Annotated in this window: 18 protein-coding genes; 9 read left to right on the top strand and 9 right to left on the bottom strand. The window is 72.0% G+C overall.

Going from position 1 to position 18,424, the window contains the following annotated elements:
* Positions 1–14: 14 nt before the first annotated feature.
* Positions 15–509, bottom strand: coding sequence for a DUF3145 domain-containing protein (locus OHN19_RS30275; protein ID WP_123760473.1), 495 nt, complete (start codon positions 507–509; stop codon positions 15–17).
* Positions 510–759: 250 nt separating this feature from the next.
* Between OHN19_RS30275 and OHN19_RS30270 the strand changes: the two genes are divergently transcribed.
* On the top strand, positions 760–1,644 hold the full coding sequence (locus OHN19_RS30270; RefSeq protein WP_330267228.1) for an SGNH/GDSL hydrolase family protein: 885 nt from the start codon (positions 760–762) through the stop codon (positions 1,642–1,644).
* 10 nt (positions 1,645–1,654) lie between these two features.
* Positions 1,655–2,626, top strand: coding sequence for an aldose epimerase family protein (locus OHN19_RS30265; protein ID WP_330267227.1), 972 nt, complete (start codon positions 1,655–1,657; stop codon positions 2,624–2,626).
* Between the two features lie 106 nt (positions 2,627–2,732).
* On the opposite strand, the gene OHN19_RS30260 is transcribed toward OHN19_RS30265, so the two are convergent.
* Positions 2,733–5,180: a glycoside hydrolase family 3 protein gene (locus OHN19_RS30260; protein ID WP_330267226.1), complete on the bottom strand. Its 2,448-nt coding sequence runs from the start codon at positions 5,178–5,180 to the stop codon at positions 2,733–2,735.
* Between the two features lie 103 nt (positions 5,181–5,283).
* Here OHN19_RS30260 and OHN19_RS30255 point away from each other — a divergent pair, with 103 nt between their 5' ends.
* Positions 5,284–5,862, top strand: coding sequence for a TetR/AcrR family transcriptional regulator (locus tag OHN19_RS30255; RefSeq protein ID WP_330267225.1), 579 nt, complete (start codon positions 5,284–5,286; stop codon positions 5,860–5,862).
* A gap of 9 nt (positions 5,863–5,871) precedes the next feature.
* Here the strand turns inward: OHN19_RS30255 and OHN19_RS30250 are convergent, their stop codons facing one another.
* Together OHN19_RS30250 and OHN19_RS30245 are read right to left on the bottom strand one after the other, a co-directional pair.
* Complete coding sequence (locus OHN19_RS30250; RefSeq protein ID WP_330267224.1) at positions 5,872–6,183, bottom strand: YrdB family protein; 312 nt, start codon at positions 6,181–6,183, stop codon at positions 5,872–5,874.
* Positions 6,184–6,194: 11 nt separating this feature from the next.
* On the bottom strand, positions 6,195–6,584 hold the full coding sequence (locus OHN19_RS30245; protein ID WP_330267223.1) for a RidA family protein: 390 nt from the start codon (positions 6,582–6,584) through the stop codon (positions 6,195–6,197).
* A 58-nt stretch (positions 6,585–6,642) separates the two neighbouring features.
* Here OHN19_RS30245 and OHN19_RS30240 point away from each other — a divergent pair, with 58 nt between their 5' ends.
* A complete protein-coding gene (locus tag OHN19_RS30240; protein WP_391193229.1) occupies positions 6,643–7,590 on the top strand; it encodes a LysR family transcriptional regulator in 948 nt (315 codons plus the stop codon).
* Between the two features lie 74 nt (positions 7,591–7,664).
* A complete protein-coding gene (locus OHN19_RS30235; protein WP_330267221.1) occupies positions 7,665–8,894 on the top strand; it encodes a pyroglutamyl peptidase in 1,230 nt (409 codons plus the stop codon).
* Between the two features lie 15 nt (positions 8,895–8,909).
* On the opposite strand, the gene OHN19_RS30230 is transcribed toward OHN19_RS30235, so the two are convergent.
* Together OHN19_RS30230 and OHN19_RS30225 are read right to left on the bottom strand one after the other, a co-directional pair.
* The gene (locus tag OHN19_RS30230; protein ID WP_330267220.1) at positions 8,910–9,713 is read right to left on the bottom strand and encodes an EI24 domain-containing protein; all 804 of its coding nucleotides are present in this window, start codon (positions 9,711–9,713) and stop codon (positions 8,910–8,912) included.
* A 24-nt stretch (positions 9,714–9,737) separates the two neighbouring features.
* Entirely contained in the window at positions 9,738–10,601 is an 864-nt protein-coding gene (locus OHN19_RS30225) for a hypothetical protein (protein WP_330267219.1), read from the bottom strand.
* Between the two features lie 334 nt (positions 10,602–10,935).
* On the opposite strand from OHN19_RS30225, the gene OHN19_RS30220 reads away from it, so the two are divergent.
* On the top strand, positions 10,936–12,087 hold the full coding sequence (locus tag OHN19_RS30220; RefSeq protein WP_330267218.1) for a serine hydrolase domain-containing protein: 1,152 nt from the start codon (positions 10,936–10,938) through the stop codon (positions 12,085–12,087).
* A gap of 111 nt (positions 12,088–12,198) precedes the next feature.
* Here the strand turns inward: OHN19_RS30220 and OHN19_RS30215 are convergent, their stop codons facing one another.
* Positions 12,199–12,621: an organic hydroperoxide resistance protein gene (locus OHN19_RS30215; protein WP_330267217.1), complete on the bottom strand. Its 423-nt coding sequence runs from the start codon at positions 12,619–12,621 to the stop codon at positions 12,199–12,201.
* A 96-nt stretch (positions 12,622–12,717) separates the two neighbouring features.
* Positions 12,718–13,716, bottom strand: a complete 999-nt coding sequence (locus tag OHN19_RS30210; protein WP_330267216.1) for an NADP-dependent oxidoreductase — start codon at positions 13,714–13,716, stop codon at positions 12,718–12,720.
* A 104-nt stretch (positions 13,717–13,820) separates the two neighbouring features.
* Between OHN19_RS30210 and OHN19_RS30205 the strand changes: the two genes are divergently transcribed.
* Positions 13,821–14,255, top strand: a complete 435-nt coding sequence (locus tag OHN19_RS30205; protein WP_330267215.1) for a MarR family winged helix-turn-helix transcriptional regulator — start codon at positions 13,821–13,823, stop codon at positions 14,253–14,255.
* A gap of 179 nt (positions 14,256–14,434) precedes the next feature.
* On the opposite strand, the gene OHN19_RS30200 is transcribed toward OHN19_RS30205, so the two are convergent.
* On the bottom strand, positions 14,435–15,889 hold the full coding sequence (locus OHN19_RS30200; RefSeq protein WP_330267214.1) for an SCO2400 family protein: 1,455 nt from the start codon (positions 15,887–15,889) through the stop codon (positions 14,435–14,437).
* A 301-nt stretch (positions 15,890–16,190) separates the two neighbouring features.
* Between OHN19_RS30200 and OHN19_RS30195 the strand changes: the two genes are divergently transcribed.
* Both OHN19_RS30195 and OHN19_RS30190 read left to right on the top strand, forming a co-directional pair.
* Complete coding sequence (locus tag OHN19_RS30195; protein WP_330267213.1) at positions 16,191–17,348, top strand: mandelate racemase/muconate lactonizing enzyme family protein; 1,158 nt, start codon at positions 16,191–16,193, stop codon at positions 17,346–17,348.
* On the top strand, positions 17,345–18,349 hold the full coding sequence (locus OHN19_RS30190; protein WP_330267212.1) for a zinc-dependent alcohol dehydrogenase: 1,005 nt from the start codon (positions 17,345–17,347) through the stop codon (positions 18,347–18,349). The genes OHN19_RS30195 and OHN19_RS30190 overlap by 4 nt, the downstream gene beginning before the upstream one ends.
* The last annotated feature ends 75 nt before the right edge of the window (positions 18,350–18,424 follow it).

Here is an 18,424-nt window from a genome sequence, read left to right as displayed (position 1 = left end):
TGTGTACGGCGGACTCAGACCACTTGGTGCAGCCAGCGGACCGGGGCGCCCTCGCCGGCGTACCGGAAGGACTCCAGCTCGTCGTCCCACGGTTTGCCGAGGAGCTTCGCCAGCTCCGCCTCCAGGTCCGTCTCCCCCCGCTGCGAGCGCGTCAGGGCCGCGCGCAGGCGGTCCTCCGGGATCAGGATGTCGCCGTGGATGCCGGTGACCGCGTGGAAGATGCCCAGTTCGGGAGTGCAGCTGTAGCGCTCGCCCTCGGCGGTGGCGCAGGGCTCGGCGGTCACCTCGAAGCGCAGCAGGTGCCAGCCCCGCAGGGCCGACGCGAGCTTGGAGGCGGTGCCGACCTCGCCCTTCCAGGAGAACTCGGAGCGCCAGGTGCCGGGCGCGGCCGGCTGCCGGATCCAGTCGAGGTTGACGCGTGTGCCGAGCACCCCGGCGATCGCCCACTCGACGTGCGGGCACAGCGCGCGTGGCGCGGAGTGCACGTACAGAACTCCACGTGTCGTCACCGGGACCTCCGGGCAGAGCGGGACAAGTCTTGCTGGCTGGCACGGCGGCGATGGCGGGCAGCCGCGTTGATGGCGAGGCTACCGTGCGGCGGCGCAAGGAGTGTGACGTACCGTCGGTCCCGATGCCCCGAAACGCCCGCCATTCACCCGGCAGGACGCTAGTACGGGTCCCGATCGTTCCCTCGGGGCCGCCGGGAACTCGGGTGCGTTGTTATGAGAGGACCACCATTTCACGAGGGGAACTCCACGGATGCGCAAGCAGGGCCACCGCTCGCGGGCCGTCGTCGCCGTCCTGACCGCGGCTCTTGTGGGCGTCGCCGGCTGTGACGCCGTGGGCGGCGACTCGGCGGCACCGACCCAGAAGGCGAAGCCCTCGCCGAAACCGACCCCGGCCTGGGACAGCAGCCCGGCCTCGCTGGCCGCCGTCGGTGACTCCATCACCCGCGGCTTCGACGCGTGCGGGATCCTGACGGACTGCCCCGACGTCTCCTGGGCCACCGGGAGCAGCGCCCAGGTCGACTCGCTCGCGGTACGGCTGCTGGGGAAGGCGCGGGCCGCCGAGCGCAGCTGGAACTACGCGGTGTCCGGGGCGCGGATGGCCGACCTGTCCGCGCAGATGTCCCAGGCGGCCTCGCGCGCGCCGGCGCTGGTGACGGTGATGGTGGGCGCCAATGACGCCTGCCGGGACTCCACGGCCGCGATGACACCGGTGGCCGACTTCCGGTCCGGATTCGAGGACGCGCTGAGCGTGCTGCGCGAGAAGGCGCCCAAGGCGCAGGTGTACGTGGCGAGCGTGCCCAACCTCAAGCGGCTGTGGTCGCAGGGGCGCACCAACCCGATGGGCAAGCAGGTGTGGAAGCTGGGGGTGTGTCCGTCCATGCTGGCCGACGCGGACGCCCTGGACACGGCGGCGACCGAGCGGCGGAACACCGTGCAGGAGCGGGTGGAGGAGTACAACGCCGTACTGAAGCAGGTGTGCGGCAAGGACGCGCACTGCCGGTACGACGGGGGCGCGGTGTACGACTACCGCTTCGGCACCGACCAGCTCAGTCACTGGGACTGGTTCCATCCGAGTGTGAACGGCCAGGCGCGGCTGGCGGAGATCGCATATCGCAAGGTCACGTCCGTGTCCTAAAGTTCCGCACATGAACGAACTCTTCGCCACACTTCCCGACGGCACACCGGTCCACCGCTGGACCCTGGAGCGCGCGGGCGTCCGCGTGCGGATCCTGTCCTACGGCGGGATCGTGCAGTCGGTCGAGGTCCCGGACCGGGAGGGGCGGACCGCGGACGTGGTGCTGGGGTTCGCCGATCTGGACGGGTACCTGGAGCACGCCGGTCCGTATCTCGGTGCCTTCATCGGGCGGTACGCGAACCGGATCGCGGGCGCCCGTTTCGAGCTGGACGGGCTGACGTACGCGCTCGCGGCCAACAACGCGCCGAACTCCCTGCACGGCGGGGAGAACGGTTTCGACAAGCGGGTCTGGGACATGGAGCCGGCCGGTGAGCACGGGGTGCGGCTGAGCCGGGTCAGCCCGCACGGCGAGGAGGGCTTCCCGGGCCGTCTGGAGGTCTCCGGGACCTACGCGCTGGACGAGTCGGGCGCGCTGCGGTTCTCCTACGAGGCGGTCACCGATGCGCCGACGCTGGTGAACCTGACCAACCACAGCTACTTCAACCTGGCCGGGTCCGGGAACGCGGGCGGGCACGAACTGCGGATCGACGCCTCGCGGTACACGCCGGTCGACGCGGATCTGATCCCGACGGGGGTCGAGGAGGTCGCGGACACCCGGTTCGACTTCCGTGCGGCGCGGAAGGTGGGGGCCGGGTACGACCACAACTTCGTGCTGGACAAGGGGAGCACCGCCGAGGCGGTCGAGGTGGCCGAGTTGTACGACCCCTCCTCCGGGCGGGTGCTGACGGTGGCGACCACCGAGCCGGGGCTCCAGCTCTACACCGCCGACCACCTCCCCGAGCCCTTCGCGCCGGGTGACGGCATCGCGCTGGAGACCCAGCACTTCCCCGACTCCCCGAACCGTCCGGAGTTCCCGAGCACGGTGCTGCGGCCGGGTGAGGTGTACCGGTCGGAGACGGTGTACGGGTTCTCCACCCGGTAGGACGGTCGACGGTCCACGGCTTGGCACCCGGTGGAAAAGACGAGCCCCGGCCCAGGGGTCAGGTCCCGGGCCGGGGCTGCTTGTGTGAGGGCGGTGCCCTCTGGGATCAGACGTTAATCGTCGCGGTGACCCGGCGGTCCTCGATCGAGCGCCCCACCTGGATTTCGTACGAACCCTTCACATGCGCCCACGACGAGGTCTTCTCGTCCCAGATCTCGAACGCCCGGCGCGGGATCTCCACGGTGACCTCGACGCTCTCGCCGGGACCGGCCTCGGCTCCGGCGAACCCGGCGAGCCTGCGGGCCGGGCGCTCGGCGTCGGGCTCGGCGGGGGCCAGGTAGACCTGGACGACCTCGCGGCCCGCGCGGGTGCCGGAGTTGCGCAGCCGGACCCGGAGGGTGGTGCCCTGGACCTCCAGGGACTCGTAGGTCCACTCGGTGTAGCCGAGGCCGTGGCCGAACGGGTAGGCCGGGGTGCGGCCCGCCTTCTCCCAGGCCGTGTACCCGATGAAGACGCCCTCGTCGTAGGGGAGTTCGCCGTCCGCCGGGCGGACCCGGGTGACCGGGGCGTCGGCCAGGGTGCCCCAGGTGGTGGGGAGCCGGCCGCCGGGTTCGTGGGCGCCGGTCAGCACCTCGGCGAGGGCCGCGCCCCCCTCCTGGCCGGGGAACCAGCTGAGCAGGATCGCGGCGACGTCCTCGCGCCAGGGCAGCTCCACCGGGGAGCCGGAGTTGACGATCACGACGGTGTTCGGGTTGGCGGCGGCGACCGCGCGGACCAGGTCGTCCTGCCGTCCGGGCAGGGTGAGGTCCTTGCGGTCGTAGCCCTCGGACTCGACGCGGTCGGTGGTGGCGACCACGACGACGGCCGTGTCGGCGTTCCGGGCCGCCTCGACGGCCTCGGCGATCAGCTCGTCGGGGTCGCGCCGCGGGTCCTGGTGGGCGAGGGAGAACGCGACGACCTTCATCGGCATGTTCTCGGGGAGGTCGACGACGTGGGTCAGGGAGACCTCGACGGGCTCGCCCGCGGTCAGCGCGACCCGGGCGCGGGGTTCGGGGGCGCCGAAGAAGGTGACGAAGGGGTCGTCCTCGTCGGCGCTCTGCACGTCGTCGTAGTACGTGGTGCCGTCGACGACCAGCTTGAAGGCGCCGAGTCCCTTGATGCCGAAGGTGTGTTCACCGGTCTCGCGCGGGGTGAAGGTTCCGGTCAGCTCGACCGTGTGCAGGTTCTCGTGGGTGACGCCCTCGGGGAGGTCCGAACCCATCCACTGGATCTGGCCGCTGGGCGCGGAGGCCGTGCCGACGACGTTCCCGTCCGTGTCGCGGCAGACGGTTCTGAGGGTGAACCCCTTGTCGGCGACGCCGAGTTCGGTGTTCGGGTCGGCGCCGACGGCGTAGCTCAGCGTGCCCTCGGGCAGGGCCGCGCTGAGGCCGTCGAGCGGGGAGACGATCCGGTCCGGGAAGACGGTGGCGGAACCGCCGCCGAGGACCCGGGCGTCCCGGGCGGCCGCCCCGCTGAGGGCGACCGTGCCCTGCCGCAGGGGCAACGCGCCCCGGTTGCGCACCAGGACGAAGGAGCGGCGGGCGATCTCGCGGGCCAGCGCGACGCCGTCCACGGTGTCCGGGAGCTGGGTGACGACGGGTTCGGCGCCGTCCAGGACGCCGACGCGGGCCGCGAGCCGCAGCACGTTGCGTACGGCGGTGTCGACCGCGCTCTCCTCGACCTCGCCGGCCCGCACGGCTCGGGCGAGGGGCTCGCCGTAGACGGTCACCGGGCCGGGCATGGCGACGTCGAGGCCGCCCTCGATGGCGCCCTTGGTGGAGCGGGCGGCCATCCAGTCGGAGACGTTGTAGCCGTCGAAGCCCCATTCACCGCGCAGGACTTCGTTGACCAGGTAGTGGTGCTCGGTCATCGTCGTGCCGTTGACCGTGTTGTAGGCGGTCATGATGCCCCACGGGTGGGCGTTCTCGACGATGTGCTCGAAGGGGGCCAGGTACAGCTCGCGCAGGGCGCGTTCGGAGACCAGGTTGTTCACCGTGAAGCGGTCGGTCTCGGCGTCGTTGGCGACGAAGTGCTTGACGGTGGTGCCGACGCCGCCCTCCTGCACGCCGGTCACGTACCCGGCGCCGATCCGTCCCGTGAGGTACGGGTCCTCGCTGTAGGCCTCGAAGTGGCGGCCGCCGAGCGGGGAGCGGTGGAGGTTCACGGTCGGGGCGAGCAGGACGTGGACGCCCTTGCGGCGGGCCTCCTGGGCGAGCAACACGCCTGCCCTGCGAGCGAGTTCCGGGTCCCAGGCGGCGGCCAGGGCGGTCGGGGAGGGCAGGGCGATCGACGGGTCGTCGGCGCTCCAGCGCACGCCCCGGACACCGATCGGGCCGTCGGACATGACGAGGGAGGGCAGGCCGATCTCCGGGAGCGCGGGCAGCGACCACATGTCCTGGCCGCCCAGGAGCCGGGCCTTGGCGTCCAGGTCCAGGCGGGCCAGGGCCGCCTCGACGGCCGCCTCGCGGGCCAGGTCGGCGGGGGTGGTGCCCTCGGGTCCCTCGGGTGCCGCCATGGCGGTGCCTCCTCGTTGACGTCCGTGCGGTCCTCTCATCCTGCAACGGGTACCTGGTGATCGGTAGGTTTTGTTATGTTCCTGTTATATTTGGCTCACGGGCATGCCGTACGGTGACGCCATGAGCGCCAGGACCAGAAGCGAGGAGCGCCGGGCCGAGATCGTCCGGGCGGCCCTGGAGGTCATCGCCGAGCGCGGCTACCGGGGCGCGAGCCTGGCCGCGGTGGCCGAGCGGGTCGGGCTGACCCAGCAGGGGCTGCTGCACCACTTCCCGACGAAGGAGGCGCTGCTGGTCGCGGTGCTGGAGGAGCGGGACAAGTGGGACGCGGTTCCGGCCGGCAGCTGGCGGGTCGACCTGCTCACCTCGCTCGTCGAGTACAACGCGATGCGGCCCGGGATCATCCAGACCTTCTCGGCGCTGCTCGGCGAGAGCGTGACGGAGGGGCATCCGGCGCGGGAGTACTTCACCGACCGCTACACCCGGGTGCGCGAGTCGATGGCGGTGGCGCTGCGCGCCGAGTACGGCGACCGGCTCCCCAACGGCCTGACCCCGGAACGCACCGCACCGCTGCTCGTGGCCGTGATGGACGGCCTCCAGTACCAGTGGCTGCTGGACCCGGAGTCGGTGGACATGCCGGAGGCGTTCCGGGACTTCCTGCGACTGCTGGGCGAGGAAGCCTGAACGTCCTTGCTACTGGGCCCACTTGACGGCGAGGGCCTTGCTCACCGCACACAGGACGGCGAGAACGACCGCCCATACCTGGGCCCCGGCGGCGAAGAGGGCGACGGCACCCGCCCCGAACCAGAGGGCCTCGAAGCCGACCCGGGCGGCGCCGCTCACCTTGTACGGGGCGCGCGGTGAGCCGAACAGCGCCCACAGGACGACGAGCATGGCGGGCGCGGCGAGGCCGAGGGGCCAGGACACGGTGAAGCCCCAGTAGGCGGCACCCGCCAGGGCGCCCAGCTCGACGAGGAAGAGAACGCCCAGGTTGGCTGCCTTCATGGGCGGCAGTATCACCCGCCCGCCGGTACCGCCGCCACGATTTCGATCTCGATCCGGGCCTCGGGGCGGAACAGCCGGGGCACCTCGAAGGTCATGCTGGTGGGTGGGGTGCCGGTGAGGAACTCCCGGCGTACGGCGCCGTATTGCTCCAGTTCCGAGATGTCGGTGAGGTAGGTGCGGATGTTGACGACGTCGGCCAGGCTCGCTCCGTGCGCCGCCAGCAGCGCGGCGAGGGTCTCGAAGACGCCCCGGGACTGCTCGGCCAGCGTGTCGCCCTCGGCGATCTGCCCGGAGACGAACAACAGGGCGCTGCCGTCGGCCTGTTCGACGCGGGCGACCTGGGAGTAGTAGGGACTCAGCGGCTGGGGCGCGCCGACGGGGTTGTCGAGGGTGACCTTCATGCCGTCGACGCTAGGGCCGCCCTTGCGATGCGACAAGCGAATGTCCAGCATGGCTGCCATGCCTCACCCGCATCGCACCGAAGGCCCCGATCTCGCCACCGTCTGGCTGCGGGTCTTCCTTGAGGTGGCCCGGCAGGAGTCGTTCACCGTGGCCGCGCGCACCCTGGGGTGGACGCAGTCGGCGGTGTCCCGGCAGATCTCCTCGCTGGAGCAGGCCCTCGGCGGGGCGCCGCTGTTCGACCGGCTGCCGCGGGGGGTGCGGCTCACGGAGGCCGGGCGGGTGCTGGTGCCGTACGCCGAGACCGTCACCGGGGCCCTGCACGGGGTCGCGCGCGAGCTGGCCGCGCTGCGTGAGGCGGCGGGCGGGCGGCTGCGGTTCGGGGCGTTCCCGACCGCGGACGCGGCGCTGGTCCCGCACGCCCTCGGCGTCTTCCGCGACCGCCATCCACGGGTGCGGGTGTCCCGCGAGGAGGGGCTCACCCCGGCCCTGCTGGACCGGCTCGCGGGCGGTCACCTGGACCTCGCGGTCGTGTCGACGACCGGGGGCGCGCCGCCGGAGTCGTACGCGCTCCACCATCTGCTCGACGAGTCGCTGTACGTCGCCGTCCCGGCCGGGCATCCGCTGGCGGACGGTGGTCCGGTACGGCTGGGCCGGCTCGCGGACGCCGACTGGATCTCGGGGAGTCCCCGGCCCGAGGGCACACTGCTGGACGCGGCGCTGCGGGAGGGGTTCCGGCCGCGGATCGCGCATGTCGTCGGCGAGTGGACCGCCAAGCAGGGGTACGTCGCCGCGGGGCTCGGGGTGGCACTGGTCCCGGCGCTCGCCGCGGAGTCGGTACGGCCGGACGTCGTGCTGCTGCCGGTGCTGGACGAGGGGGCGCCGGCGCGGGCGGTGTACGCGGCGGTGCCGCGGGGGCGGTCGCTCTCGCCGGCCGGGGAGGCGTTCGTGCGGGCGCTGCGGGAGGCGGCGGGGCGGATTCCCGGCACCTCGCGCCCCATGGCGTAGACCACTTCCGTCACGCGATACTGCCGTGGTCCCGCACCACTCGCGCCCCACAGCGACGGAAGGACCCGACTCCCTTGACTTCCCTGCGCGTTCGGATCGGCATGCTCGGACTGGTACTGCTGGCGGGGCCGGTGGTCCCCACGACCGCGACGGCGGCCGAGGCGGCGCCCTCGCCCACGGTGGAGGAGCAGCGGCTCGACAGGGCGGTACCGCGGGAGATCCTGGAGCGGTCCGGGTTCGACGCGGTGACGCGGCACTTCACCCGGGCGCTCGGGTCGGCGCGTTCCTACGCGGAGGCCCGGAAGGTCGTCGTACGCGAGGGGTCCGGGCTGTGGCGGCGGGCCGTGGACCGGGCGCAGGGGCGGGGGCCGGCCGGTGGCGATCTGAGCCGGGACGACGATCGGCCGCTGTACTGGGCGCGGTTGGGGATGACGCGTGAAGTGCGGACCTGGGAGCCGTCGTTCGGGCTGCCGGACGCCCAACGGGCGGCTCTGCTGAGCGAGTTGGAGCGGACCTCGCGGGGGCAGGACGCGGTGCGGTATCCGGCCGGTCAGCGGCTGAAGCGGGTGCTGGTGACCGGGTTCGACCCGTTCACGCTGGACCGGGACATACGGATATCGAATCCGTCCGGGGCGAGTGCACTGGCGCTGGACGGGACGGTGATCGAGACGGCGAAGGGGCCGGCCCGGGTGGAGACCGTCGTGTTTCCCGTGCGGTGGCAGGACTTCACGGACCAGACGGTGGAGCGGGCGCTGCGGCCGTATCTGAAGAAGGTGGATCTCTTCACGACCGTGAGTCAGGGGCGGGTGGGGCGGTTCGACGTGGAGCGGACCAACGGGGCCTGGCGGGGCGGGTTCCCGGACAACGACAACATCGGGGTGACGGGGACGGTGCCGGTCGCCGATCCGGGCTCGCAGCCGCAGTGGACGACGACGACCCTGCCGTACAAGGCGATCGTGGACGCGGACACCGGGCGGTTCCCCGTCTACGACAACACGAGCGTGACCGAGATCCCGGCGGGCGGGACCGACGCGGTCGTCCGTCCGGACGGGCCGACGGCGGGGTCCGCCGCGCGGGCCGGGGGCGGGGGGAACTACCTCTCCAACGAGATCGCCTACCGGGCCACGCTGCTGCGGGACCGCCTTGGGCTGCACGACTCGCTCCCGGGCGGGCATGTGCACACGCCCGTGCTGGAGTTCGGAACCGGCAACAGCACCGAGATCACCGACCCGGCGTTCGTGCGGAACCGACTGGACATCATCGCGCAGGTAAGGGCGATCGTCTCGGTGGCGGTGGGGGCGTAGGCCTCCCGGGGGCGGCTAGGAGCCGGGAACCGGCTCCTCGGCGTCCTCCTCGTCCTCCTCTTCCCCGTCCCGCGTCTCCTCGCCCAGCAGTTCCCGTGCCATCAGGGTCGCTCCCGCCACCGCTCCCGGCATCAGGAACACCGCGACGAAGGGGATCAGGAAGGACAGGCCCAGGGGGGTGCCGAAGCCCCAGATGAGGGTCTTGCGGGAGCGGAGGAGGGTGAGGCGGGCCCGGAGGTCGATGTTGCGGCGCTGCAGGGCCACCGCGGTCAGTTCCTCGGTGAGGAAGAAGCCCGTGACGAAGAAGCCGAGCACGGGGACCACCGTCTGTCCCACCAGGGGGATGAAGCCGAGGGCGAAGAGGAGGACGGCCCACAGGACGGCCCGGATCACGATGCGCAGGCTGTCCCTCGCGGAGATCCACAGCTCACGCCAGAGCGGGAGGCCGGACTCGGGGGCCGTGCCGTCCGGGGAGACGTCCCGGTCGACCTTCTCGGAGAGGCTCTCGTAGAAGGGCTGGCCGATGAGCAGGGTGACGGCCGTGAAGGTCAGGACCGCGAGGAGCAGGGCCAGGGCGAACAGGAGCACCGCGAGGAAGCCGCGGAACAGGCCCTGCCACGGGCCCGACCAGTCGTCCGCGAAGGGGGTCGCCCAGGACACCAGGTCCTCGCCCCAGGTCGCCAGGGACACCAGGGCGCCCACGTACAGCACCAGGGTGATCAGGCCCGGGATCAGTCCGAAGCCGTACTGCTTGCCGTGCCGGGCCACCCACCGCTGGCCCTTCAAGAGATAGTGGAAGCCCGCCCCGAGATCACGCATGGCCAGAACCCTATCGGGTGCCCGTCAGGCCGGGGTCACGGCCACCACCACCCCCTGTTCCGCCGCCGGCGACACCGCCGCGGACACCCTGACCGCGACCGTCCGCGCCAGGCCGCCCACCCGGGAGGCGGCGGCCAGCAGCGCGGGCTGGAGCCGCTCCAGACCGGTCACGAACAGCTCCTCCCCCGCGATCAGTACCGGCCGGGCCGCCTTCGCCGTGGCCGCCGCCGCGTCCGTCAGGTCGGCGAACGGGGGCAGCGTCGCGCGTACGACACCGGCGCCGGCGCCCGCCGCACGTTCGGCCAGCGCCACCTGCAACGGCATCAGCGGAGCCAGCGCGGCCGTCAACGCGTCCGCGATGCGCCGCAGTTCGGGGCTGGAGTCGCGCAGGACGTCGGTCGCCGCGCGGATCAGCGGGGTGAGGGCGAGGAGCGTTCCCGCGGCCACGCCCGCCGCCGCGGGGAGCAGCGGGGAGCTCGCCTCGACCAGCTCGCCCAGCGCGGCCGCGAACTCCTCGACCGCCGGTTCCACCGCGTCCAGGACGGGCAGCAGGCTGTCGCCCAGCGCCGCGAGCAGCACCCGGGCCGGTTCGCTCACCGGGTGCACGGCCAGGGGGGCGCCGCTGGTGCCGAGCCGGGTGAGGGTGTCGACGATCCGGTAGAACGCCTCCTGCGCCCGCGGGGACGCGCTCACCTCGGCCAGTTCGGCCGTCGTCTCGCGCAGCACCCGCAGCATCTCGGGACCCGAACCGTCCTTCGGGTCGAAGGTGTTGATCGCGATCCTGGTGATGTTCCCGGCCGTGTCGAGCAGTTGGCCGGTGATGTCGGTGGTGCTGCGTGCCATGCGCAGGAGGTCGGTCCTGCTCGGGAGGGAGGGGATCGTTGCCATGGGCTTCTCCTGTGGGACTCGCCGCCCGCTTCCGCCGAGCACAGCATGCCCCGTCCGGACGGCCCGGGATGCGCCATCCGGGGCATCCGCGCCACCGACTCCCTCCTGGTGCGGTTGAGTCGAACGGGTACATCTCGCCGTACCGATCTCAGGAAGCTCCGGAGGAGGTACGTGTGCACACCACGAGCGGGCAGGCCGGCCGTGGAGCCGGTGGACGGCGACGGCGTGGTGCGCGGGGAGCGGTCGTACGCCACCGGGATCCCGCTGGTCCGCATGCCGTCGGGCCTGTTCCACCCTGGCGCACGCGAGCAGCGGCTGAAGTTGAGGAGAGCGGATGACGCAGGAGATCCACGGCACCGTCGCGGACGGCTTCGAGGCGGTGCGCGAGGAGTTCGCCGCTTTCGTGGCCGGCGAACGGCCCGACTACGAAGGGCAGTTGTGTGCCTATGTGCACGGCAGGCGGGTCGTCGACCTGTGGGCCGGCGCGGACACCCGGCCCGACTCCCTCTACGGCGTGTTCTCGTCGACCAAGGGTGCCGCGCATCTGGTGGTGGCGCTCCTCGTCCAGGAGGGCACGCTGGAGCTGGACCGCAAAGTGACCTACTACTGGCCGGAGTTCGGGGCCGAGGGCAAAGCCCAGCTGACCCTGCGCGACCTGCTGGCGCACCGGGCCGGTGTGGTGGGCATCGACGGCGGTTTCAGCGCGCAGGAACTGGCGGACGACCGGGCGATGGCGGAACGGCTCGCGGACCAGAAGCCGTTCTGGCGGCCGGGCACGGCCTTCGGCTATCACGCCTACGTCATCGGCGCGCTCACCGGTGAGATCGTCCGGCGGGCGACCGGCCGCACCCTCCAGGAGGTGTACGAGGAGCGGATCCGGGCGCCGTACGGTCTGGACTTCCACCTGGGGCTGCCCGCGTCCCTGGAGCCGCGTTTCCGCTCCGTGCAGCCCATGGACGCGACGGCCGAGCAGCAGGCCCTGCTCGACGCGACGCCGACGGGGCCGCACACCCTGACCGCGATCGCCTTCAACCTCCAGGCGGCGGAACCGCAGGAGCTGCTCGACCACGCCAACTCCCGTGCCGTGCGCGCGAAGGGGCCGGCCTCGGCGGGTGGAGTGGCGGCGGCGCGCGGTCTGGCCGGGATGTACGCGGCGGCGATCAGCGAAGTCGCCGAGCGGCCGCCCCTGTTGAAGCCGGACACCATCGCGGAGGTGGGCCAGATCCACTCCATCGGCTACGACCTGGTCTCCCGCGCCCACCGGTCCTTCGGGCTGGGCTTCCAGGCCACGGCCGACATGACCCACCCGTTCCTCGGCGCCGGCGCCTTCGGGCACAGCGGCGCCGGCGGCTCGCAGGCCTTCGCCGATCCCCGCAGCGGCCTGGCCTACGGCTACACCCGCCGCCGGATGGCGTTCCCGGGAGGGGCGGCGCCGGAGAACCAGCGGCTCGTCAGGGCCGTACACCGGGCGGCGCTGGCGGTGTGACACGGGCGGGCGGCGGGCGGTGTGACACGAGGACGGGCGGTGTGACACGAGCGCGGGCGGCACCCCACGTCCAGGGGTGCCGCCCGCGCCTTGTACGACCAACGAGTGCCGTCAGGCAAGCGTCACGGAGATGTTCCCGCGGGTCGCCTTCGAGTACGGGCAGACCTGGTGGGCCTTCTCGAGGAGGGCCCGGGCCGTGGTCGCGTCGGTGTTCGGGAGCGTCGCCGAGATCTCGACGACCAGTCCGAAGCCGTCGGCGTTCCTGCCGATGCCGACCTTGGCGGTGACCGTCGAGCCGGAGATGTCGGCCTTCTCCTGGCGGGCGACGACCCCGAGGGCGCCCTGGAAGCAGGCGCTGTAGCCGGCCGCGAAGAGCTGCTCGGGGTTGGTGCCGTGGCCACTGCCGCCCATCTCCTCGGGCGGGTTGACGACCAGGTCGAGCCTGCCGTCGTCGGTGGCGACCCGGCCGTCGCGGCCGTTCTCGGCGGTGGCGACGGCGGTGTACAGGACGTCGGACTGCTGGATTTCCGGCATGCGGTTGTCTTCCTCCTCGGTCCACCGCGACTCGCGCCCACGATCGACGGCGGGATTCGGAAAGAAGTTATCGCATGCCGGAAGTCCAGCACAGGGTCACAGCTTGACGATCATCTTTCCGGTGTTGTCGCCGCGCAGGACGCCGAGGAACGCCTCCAGGTTGTTCTCGATGCCCTCGACGACCGTCTCGCGGTACTTGAGCTGCCCGGACGCCACCCACGGGCCGACCTCGGAGACGAACTGGGGCTGGAGGTCGTAGTGGTCGCCGACCAGGAAGCCCTCGATGCGGCCGCGGGTCTGGATCAGGCGGGCGAGGTTGCGCGGGCCGGGGGCCGCCTCGGTGTTGTTGTAGACGGAGATCATGCCGCAGACCGCGATCCGGCCACCCTGGTTCAGGGAGCCGATGGCCGCCTCGAGGTGGTCTCCGCCGACATTGTCGAAGTAGACGTCGACGCCGTCCGGCGCCGCCTCCTGCAGCTGGTCGCTGACCTTGCCGTTCTTGTAGTTGAAGGCCGCGTCGAAGCCGTACTCCTCGACGAGCAGCTTGACCTTCTCGTCCGAGCCGGCCGAGCCGATGACCCGGGAGGCGCCCTTGAGCTTGGCGATCTGGCCGACCTGGCTGCCGACGGCACCCGCGGCGCCGGAGACGAAGACCGAGTCGCCCTCCTTGAAGGAGGCGACGCGCAGCAGGCCGGCGTAGGCGGTGAGGCCGGTCATGCCGAGGACGCCGAGGTAGGTGGAGAGGGGCGCGGCGTCGGCGTCGACCTTGACGGCCTGCTGGGCGTCGAAGGTGGCGTACTCGCGCCAGCCGCCGAAGTGCAGGACGTGATCGCCGACGGCGACACCCTCGGCGTTGGAGGCGATGACCTCACCGACCGCGCCGCCCTGCATGGCCTTGTTCAGCTCGAAGGGGGCGGTGTACGACTTCGCGGCGCTCATGCGGCCGCGCATGTACGGGTCGACCGAGAGGTACTTGTTCCGCACCAGGACCTGTCCCTCGCCGGGCTGCCGGACCTCCGCCTCGACCAGGGCGAAGTCCTCGGGCTTGGGCCAGCCGACGGGACGGCTGAGCAGGTGCCATTCGCGGTTGATCATGACAGAGCCTTTCGGGTTCACTTCAGTGCGATTTACTTCAGTACCTGAAACAACCATGCCTCTGAATATTTCAGGTTGTCAAGTAACGGGGTACGCTGGAGGGCATGTCCACTCCTCACAAGACCCGGCCCGACCCGCTGACCATGGAAGTCGTGGAGCTCATCGGGGACGTGGTGGCCCGCTTCCACTCGGACTACGAGGACGCGGCCGCGGAGCACGCCCTCACCGGAGCGCAGGCGCGGCTGCTGAGTCTGCTGTCCCTGGAGCCGCTGCCCATGCGCAAGCTGGCCCAGAAACTGAAGTGTGAGCCGTCCAACGTCACCGGGATCGTGGACCGGCTGGAAGCGCGCGGGCTGGTGGAGCGGCGGCCGGATCCGGCGGACCGGCGGGTGAAGGTGGCGGTGGCGACGGAGGCGGGACTGGGGGTGGCCCGGTCACTGCGGGAGGGGCTGCGGTTCGCCCGGGAGCCGCTGGCGGGGTTGTCGGCGGGCGAGCGGGAGTCCTTGCGGGACTTCTTGCGGCGGATGCTGGAGGTTTAGCGGCGTCGGGGGTGCGGGGTGCTGTGCGGTGCCGGGTGCGGGTCCGTGGGGGCTGGTCGCGCAGTTCCCCGCGCCCCTGAAAGCGGTGGGTACAGCTGGGCATGCTCCGACTGCGCCCACCCCGGGGGCGCGGGGAACTGCGCGACCAGGCCCCACCGGGCCGCGGCCGAAGAACTCGGCTAGGTGCACCACCACAGGAAGCGTTCGCATTCCGTCGGGGACGGGTCCGGGCTCGGGGCAGCCGTGGTGGGGGCGGCCGTGGGGGTCGACCCCCCGCCCGTGGCCGTCGCCGTAGCCGTCGGAGTCGACGCGCCCGGCGCCCTCGTGGTCGCCGACTGCGCATCGGGGCTCTTGCTCGCGTCGGCGTCCTCGCTCTTGGACGCCGACGCCGACGGGGATGCGGAGGCCTTTGACGAGGGGGACACCGAAGGAACGGTTCCGCCGGAGCCGGTGGCCGTGGACGCCGACTCGCTCACTTCCGGGGAGGCCCCGCCCTCGGCCGACTCGTCGCCCGCCGCGGCCGGCTTGGGGGAGGATCCCGGGGCGTCCATGCCGAGCTCCGCGAGGCTCAGCCCGCCGGCCGCGAGCACGAAGCCGGCGGCTATGAGCAGGGTCCTGCGGCGGCGTCGGCGGTGGGCGGCGGCTTTGCGATCGCGTCGGCTCGCGCCGGCGGCGGAGGCGTCGGGGCCCTCGTCGTCCTCGCCGTACTCGTCGCCCCCGTCGTAGCCGCCCTGCCCGTCGTCACCCTCGGGGGCGTCGTCGGTGCCGTCGGTGCGCTGTGCGTCCTCGGCGCCCCGGCCCCGCGCGCGCCGCCGTGAGGCCCGACCGGTCGGCTCCGCCGCGTCGGCAGGGGTGCCGCTCGCGGGGTCCCCACCGGCAGCGGAGGAACCGGCCGCGACGCCAGGGTCGGTCACGGAACCGAGGCCGCCCTCCGAACCCTGCTCCAGGCCGCCACCGGAACCGTGGCCGGGGCCGGGACCCTGAGCTTGCCCGGGGCCGGGACCCTGGCCTGAACCCTGACCGCCGGCGGAACCCTGGCCGAGGCCGCCACCGGAGGCTTGGCCAGGGCCGAACCCCTGGCCTTGACCGGCGCCGGAGCCCGAGCCGGAGCCAGAACCGGAGCCCCCGCCGACGTGAGCCGGGCCGTGGCCCACGCCGGCCCCGCCGGCCACCGAGGGGCTCGCGTACGGGGCGTCGCCGTGGCCGCCGCCGCCGTAAGAAGAATCACCCTGCGCCCCGTAGGCCGTGCCGCCCTGTCCCCCGCCGTGGACGCCCTCGCCGCCGTAAGCCGCGCCGGCCTCGCCGCCCCCGGCGTTCCCGCCGTACGAGGCGAAGGCGTGCGGGCCCGTCTCCGTGCTCGGGCTGTACCCGGCAGTCCCCTGAGCCCCGTATCCGCTGCTCGCGTACGCCCCGGCCGTCACCTCATGGGTCGTATACGCGCCCGCGTGGGAGCCGGTGGTGTACTGCGCCTCCGTGCCGTACGTCACGTACGCCGGGGTGGGTGAAGGATTCTGCGGGTGGGCCTGGGGCGGCACGCGCGGGGCGCTCGCGCGCAGGTCTTCGATCGAGGTGCCGCACCCCGGGCAGGCGAGGGCGCCGTTGAGGTGCCGTCGGCACGGGTCGCAGTAGTCCATGTCGCGGGAAGACTAAGTTCCTCTCACGTGGCTTTCATAGTCGCACCTGTGAAGGTTGTGTGCTGAACTACCCGCGACGGCGTGGCGAGTTGAGGGTTTCACCGGGGACCGTTCGGGCATCCTTCCCGATCTCCCCGAAACCGCCTCCGAAAGCCGTGTCGAAAGCAGTGTCGAAACCGTTATGCGTGCGCCCCATTGACACTCCCCTCACCCCCTCCTTACTGTCACGTCAGCATTTCGAACGTATGACGAAATTTCGAACAGCGTCACTGAGCCGACGAAGCAACGAGGGGCAACCGCCGTGCGCATCACCGGAATCAGCACACACGTGGTCGGGACGCCTTGGCGCAACCTGACGTACGTCCTGGTGCACACCGACGACGGCATCACCGGAGTCGGCGAGACCCGGATGCTGGGACACACCGACGCGCTGATCGGCTACCTGCGTGAGGCCGAGGCCAATCACATTCTCGGCTCCGACCCCTTCGCTGTCGAGGACCTCGTCAAGAGGATGAAGTACGGCGACTACGGCCGGGCCGGCGAGATCGTGATGTCCGGAATCGCCGTGATCGAGATGGCCTGCTGGGACATCAAGGGCAAGGCCCTCGGCGTGCCGGTCTGGCAGCTCCTCGGCGGCAAGGTCACCGACAAGGTCAAGGCGTACGCCAACGGCTGGTACACCACCGAGCGGACGCCCGAGGCGTACCACAAGGCCGCCCTCGGCGTGATGGAGCGCGGCTACAAGGCGCTCAAGATCGACCCCTTCGGCACCGGCCACTTCGAGCTGGACCACGAGCAGAGCCTGTACGCCGTCTCCCTGATCGAGGCCGTACGGGACGCCATCGGCCCGGACGCCGAGCTGATGCTGGAGATGCACGGCCGGTTCTCGCCGGCGACCGCCGTGCGCCTCGCCAAGGACCTCGCGCCCTTCAAGCCCGCGTGGCTGGAGGAGCCGGTGCCGCCGGAGAACCTGAAGGCGCTGGAGAAAGTCGCCGCCAAGGTCGACATCCCGGTGGCCACCGGTGAGCGGATCCACGACCGCATCGAGTTCCGCGAGCTCTTCGAGAGCCAGGCCGTGGACATCATCCAGCCCGACGTCGGCCACATCGGCGGCATCTGGGAGACCCGGAAGCTGGCCGCCACCGCCGAGACCCACTACATGCTGGTCGCCCCGCACAACGTCGGCGGGCCGGTGCTGACCGCCGCCTCCCTCCAGGTCGGGTTCACCACCCCGAACTTCAAGATCCTGGAGCACTTCAACGACTTCGCCGACGCGGAGATCAAGAAGGTCGTCAAGGGCGCCCCGCAGGTCGTGGACGGTTACTTCCACCTCTCCGACGCGCCCGGTCTCGGCGTCGAGCTGGACGTGGACGCGGCCGCCGAGTTCCCCCAGCAGCAGGCGCGCTTCGACCTGTGGGCCGAGGGCTGGGAGCAGCGCAAGCCGAAGGGCACCCTGTGAGCTCTCAGGTCGTCATCGAGGCGCCCGGCGAGCACCGGCTCGACGAGCACACGCCTCGTGAGCCCGCGGCCGGGGAGGCGCTGGTGCGCGTCCACGCCGTGGGGATCTGCGGCAGCGACCGTGAGGTGTACGAGGGCAACCGGCCCGAGGGATATGTCCGCTATCCCCTCACCCCCGGCCACGAGTGGTCCGGGACGGTCGAGGCGGTGGGTGCGGCGGTGCCTTCGACTCTTGTCGGCCGGAAGGTCGTGGGCGAGGGCTTCCGCAACTGCCAGGTCTGCGAGCGATGCCACGCGGGTGAGACGACCCTGTGCGCGGCCGGGTACGAGGAGACCGGGTTCACCCAGCCGGGTGCGATGGCCCCCACCCTCACTCTGCCTGCGCGTCTGCTCCATGTGCTGCCCGACAACGCCGACCTGACGGCCGCGGCGCTGCTGGAGCCGGCCGCCTGCATCGCTTCCGCCGTGCTCAAGGTGAACCCCCTGCCCGGCGAGCGGGTGGCCGTGGTGGGGGCCGGGACGCTCGGGATGCTCGCCGTTCAGTTCCTGAAGGCGTACTCGCCGGGCGAGCTGCTCATGGTGGGCACCCGGCCGGACCGGGCGGGGCTTTCGAAAGCTTTCGGCGCCGACGTCTTCCGGACGAAGGACCAGGAGCTCCCCCACGACTTCGACGTCGTCATCGAGACCGCCGGGTCCGCGTCCGCCGCGCGCACCGCGGCCTCGCTGCTCCGGCGCGGCGGACGCCTGGTCCTGACGGGCATCCCGGCGCCGGGCGCCGAGGGTCTCGACCCGACGGACCTGGTCGTACGGCAGCTGGAGGTGCGCGCCGTCTTCGGGGCCCCGCCGAACGCGTGGGCGCACGCGGTGCGGGTCTTCGGCGCCGGTGCGCTGAATCTTCTGCCGCTGGTGACGCACGAGTTGCCGCTGGACGAGTTCCCGGAGGCGATCGAGCTGGTCGGGTCCGGCGATCCGATGGTCGGGAAGGTGCTGCTCCGCCCCTAGACGTACGCCGGTACGGGGTGACCTGACCACCCCGTACCGGCGTACCCCACACCCCGCACGACCTGAGCCGCGAAC

The organism is Streptomyces griseorubiginosus (assembly GCF_036345115.1).
Classification (GTDB): Bacteria; Actinomycetota; Actinomycetes; order Streptomycetales; family Streptomycetaceae; genus Streptomyces; species Streptomyces griseorubiginosus_C.
The sequence above is the reverse complement of the archived record's forward strand: the minus strand, read 5'-3'. Positions and strand labels throughout refer to the sequence as shown.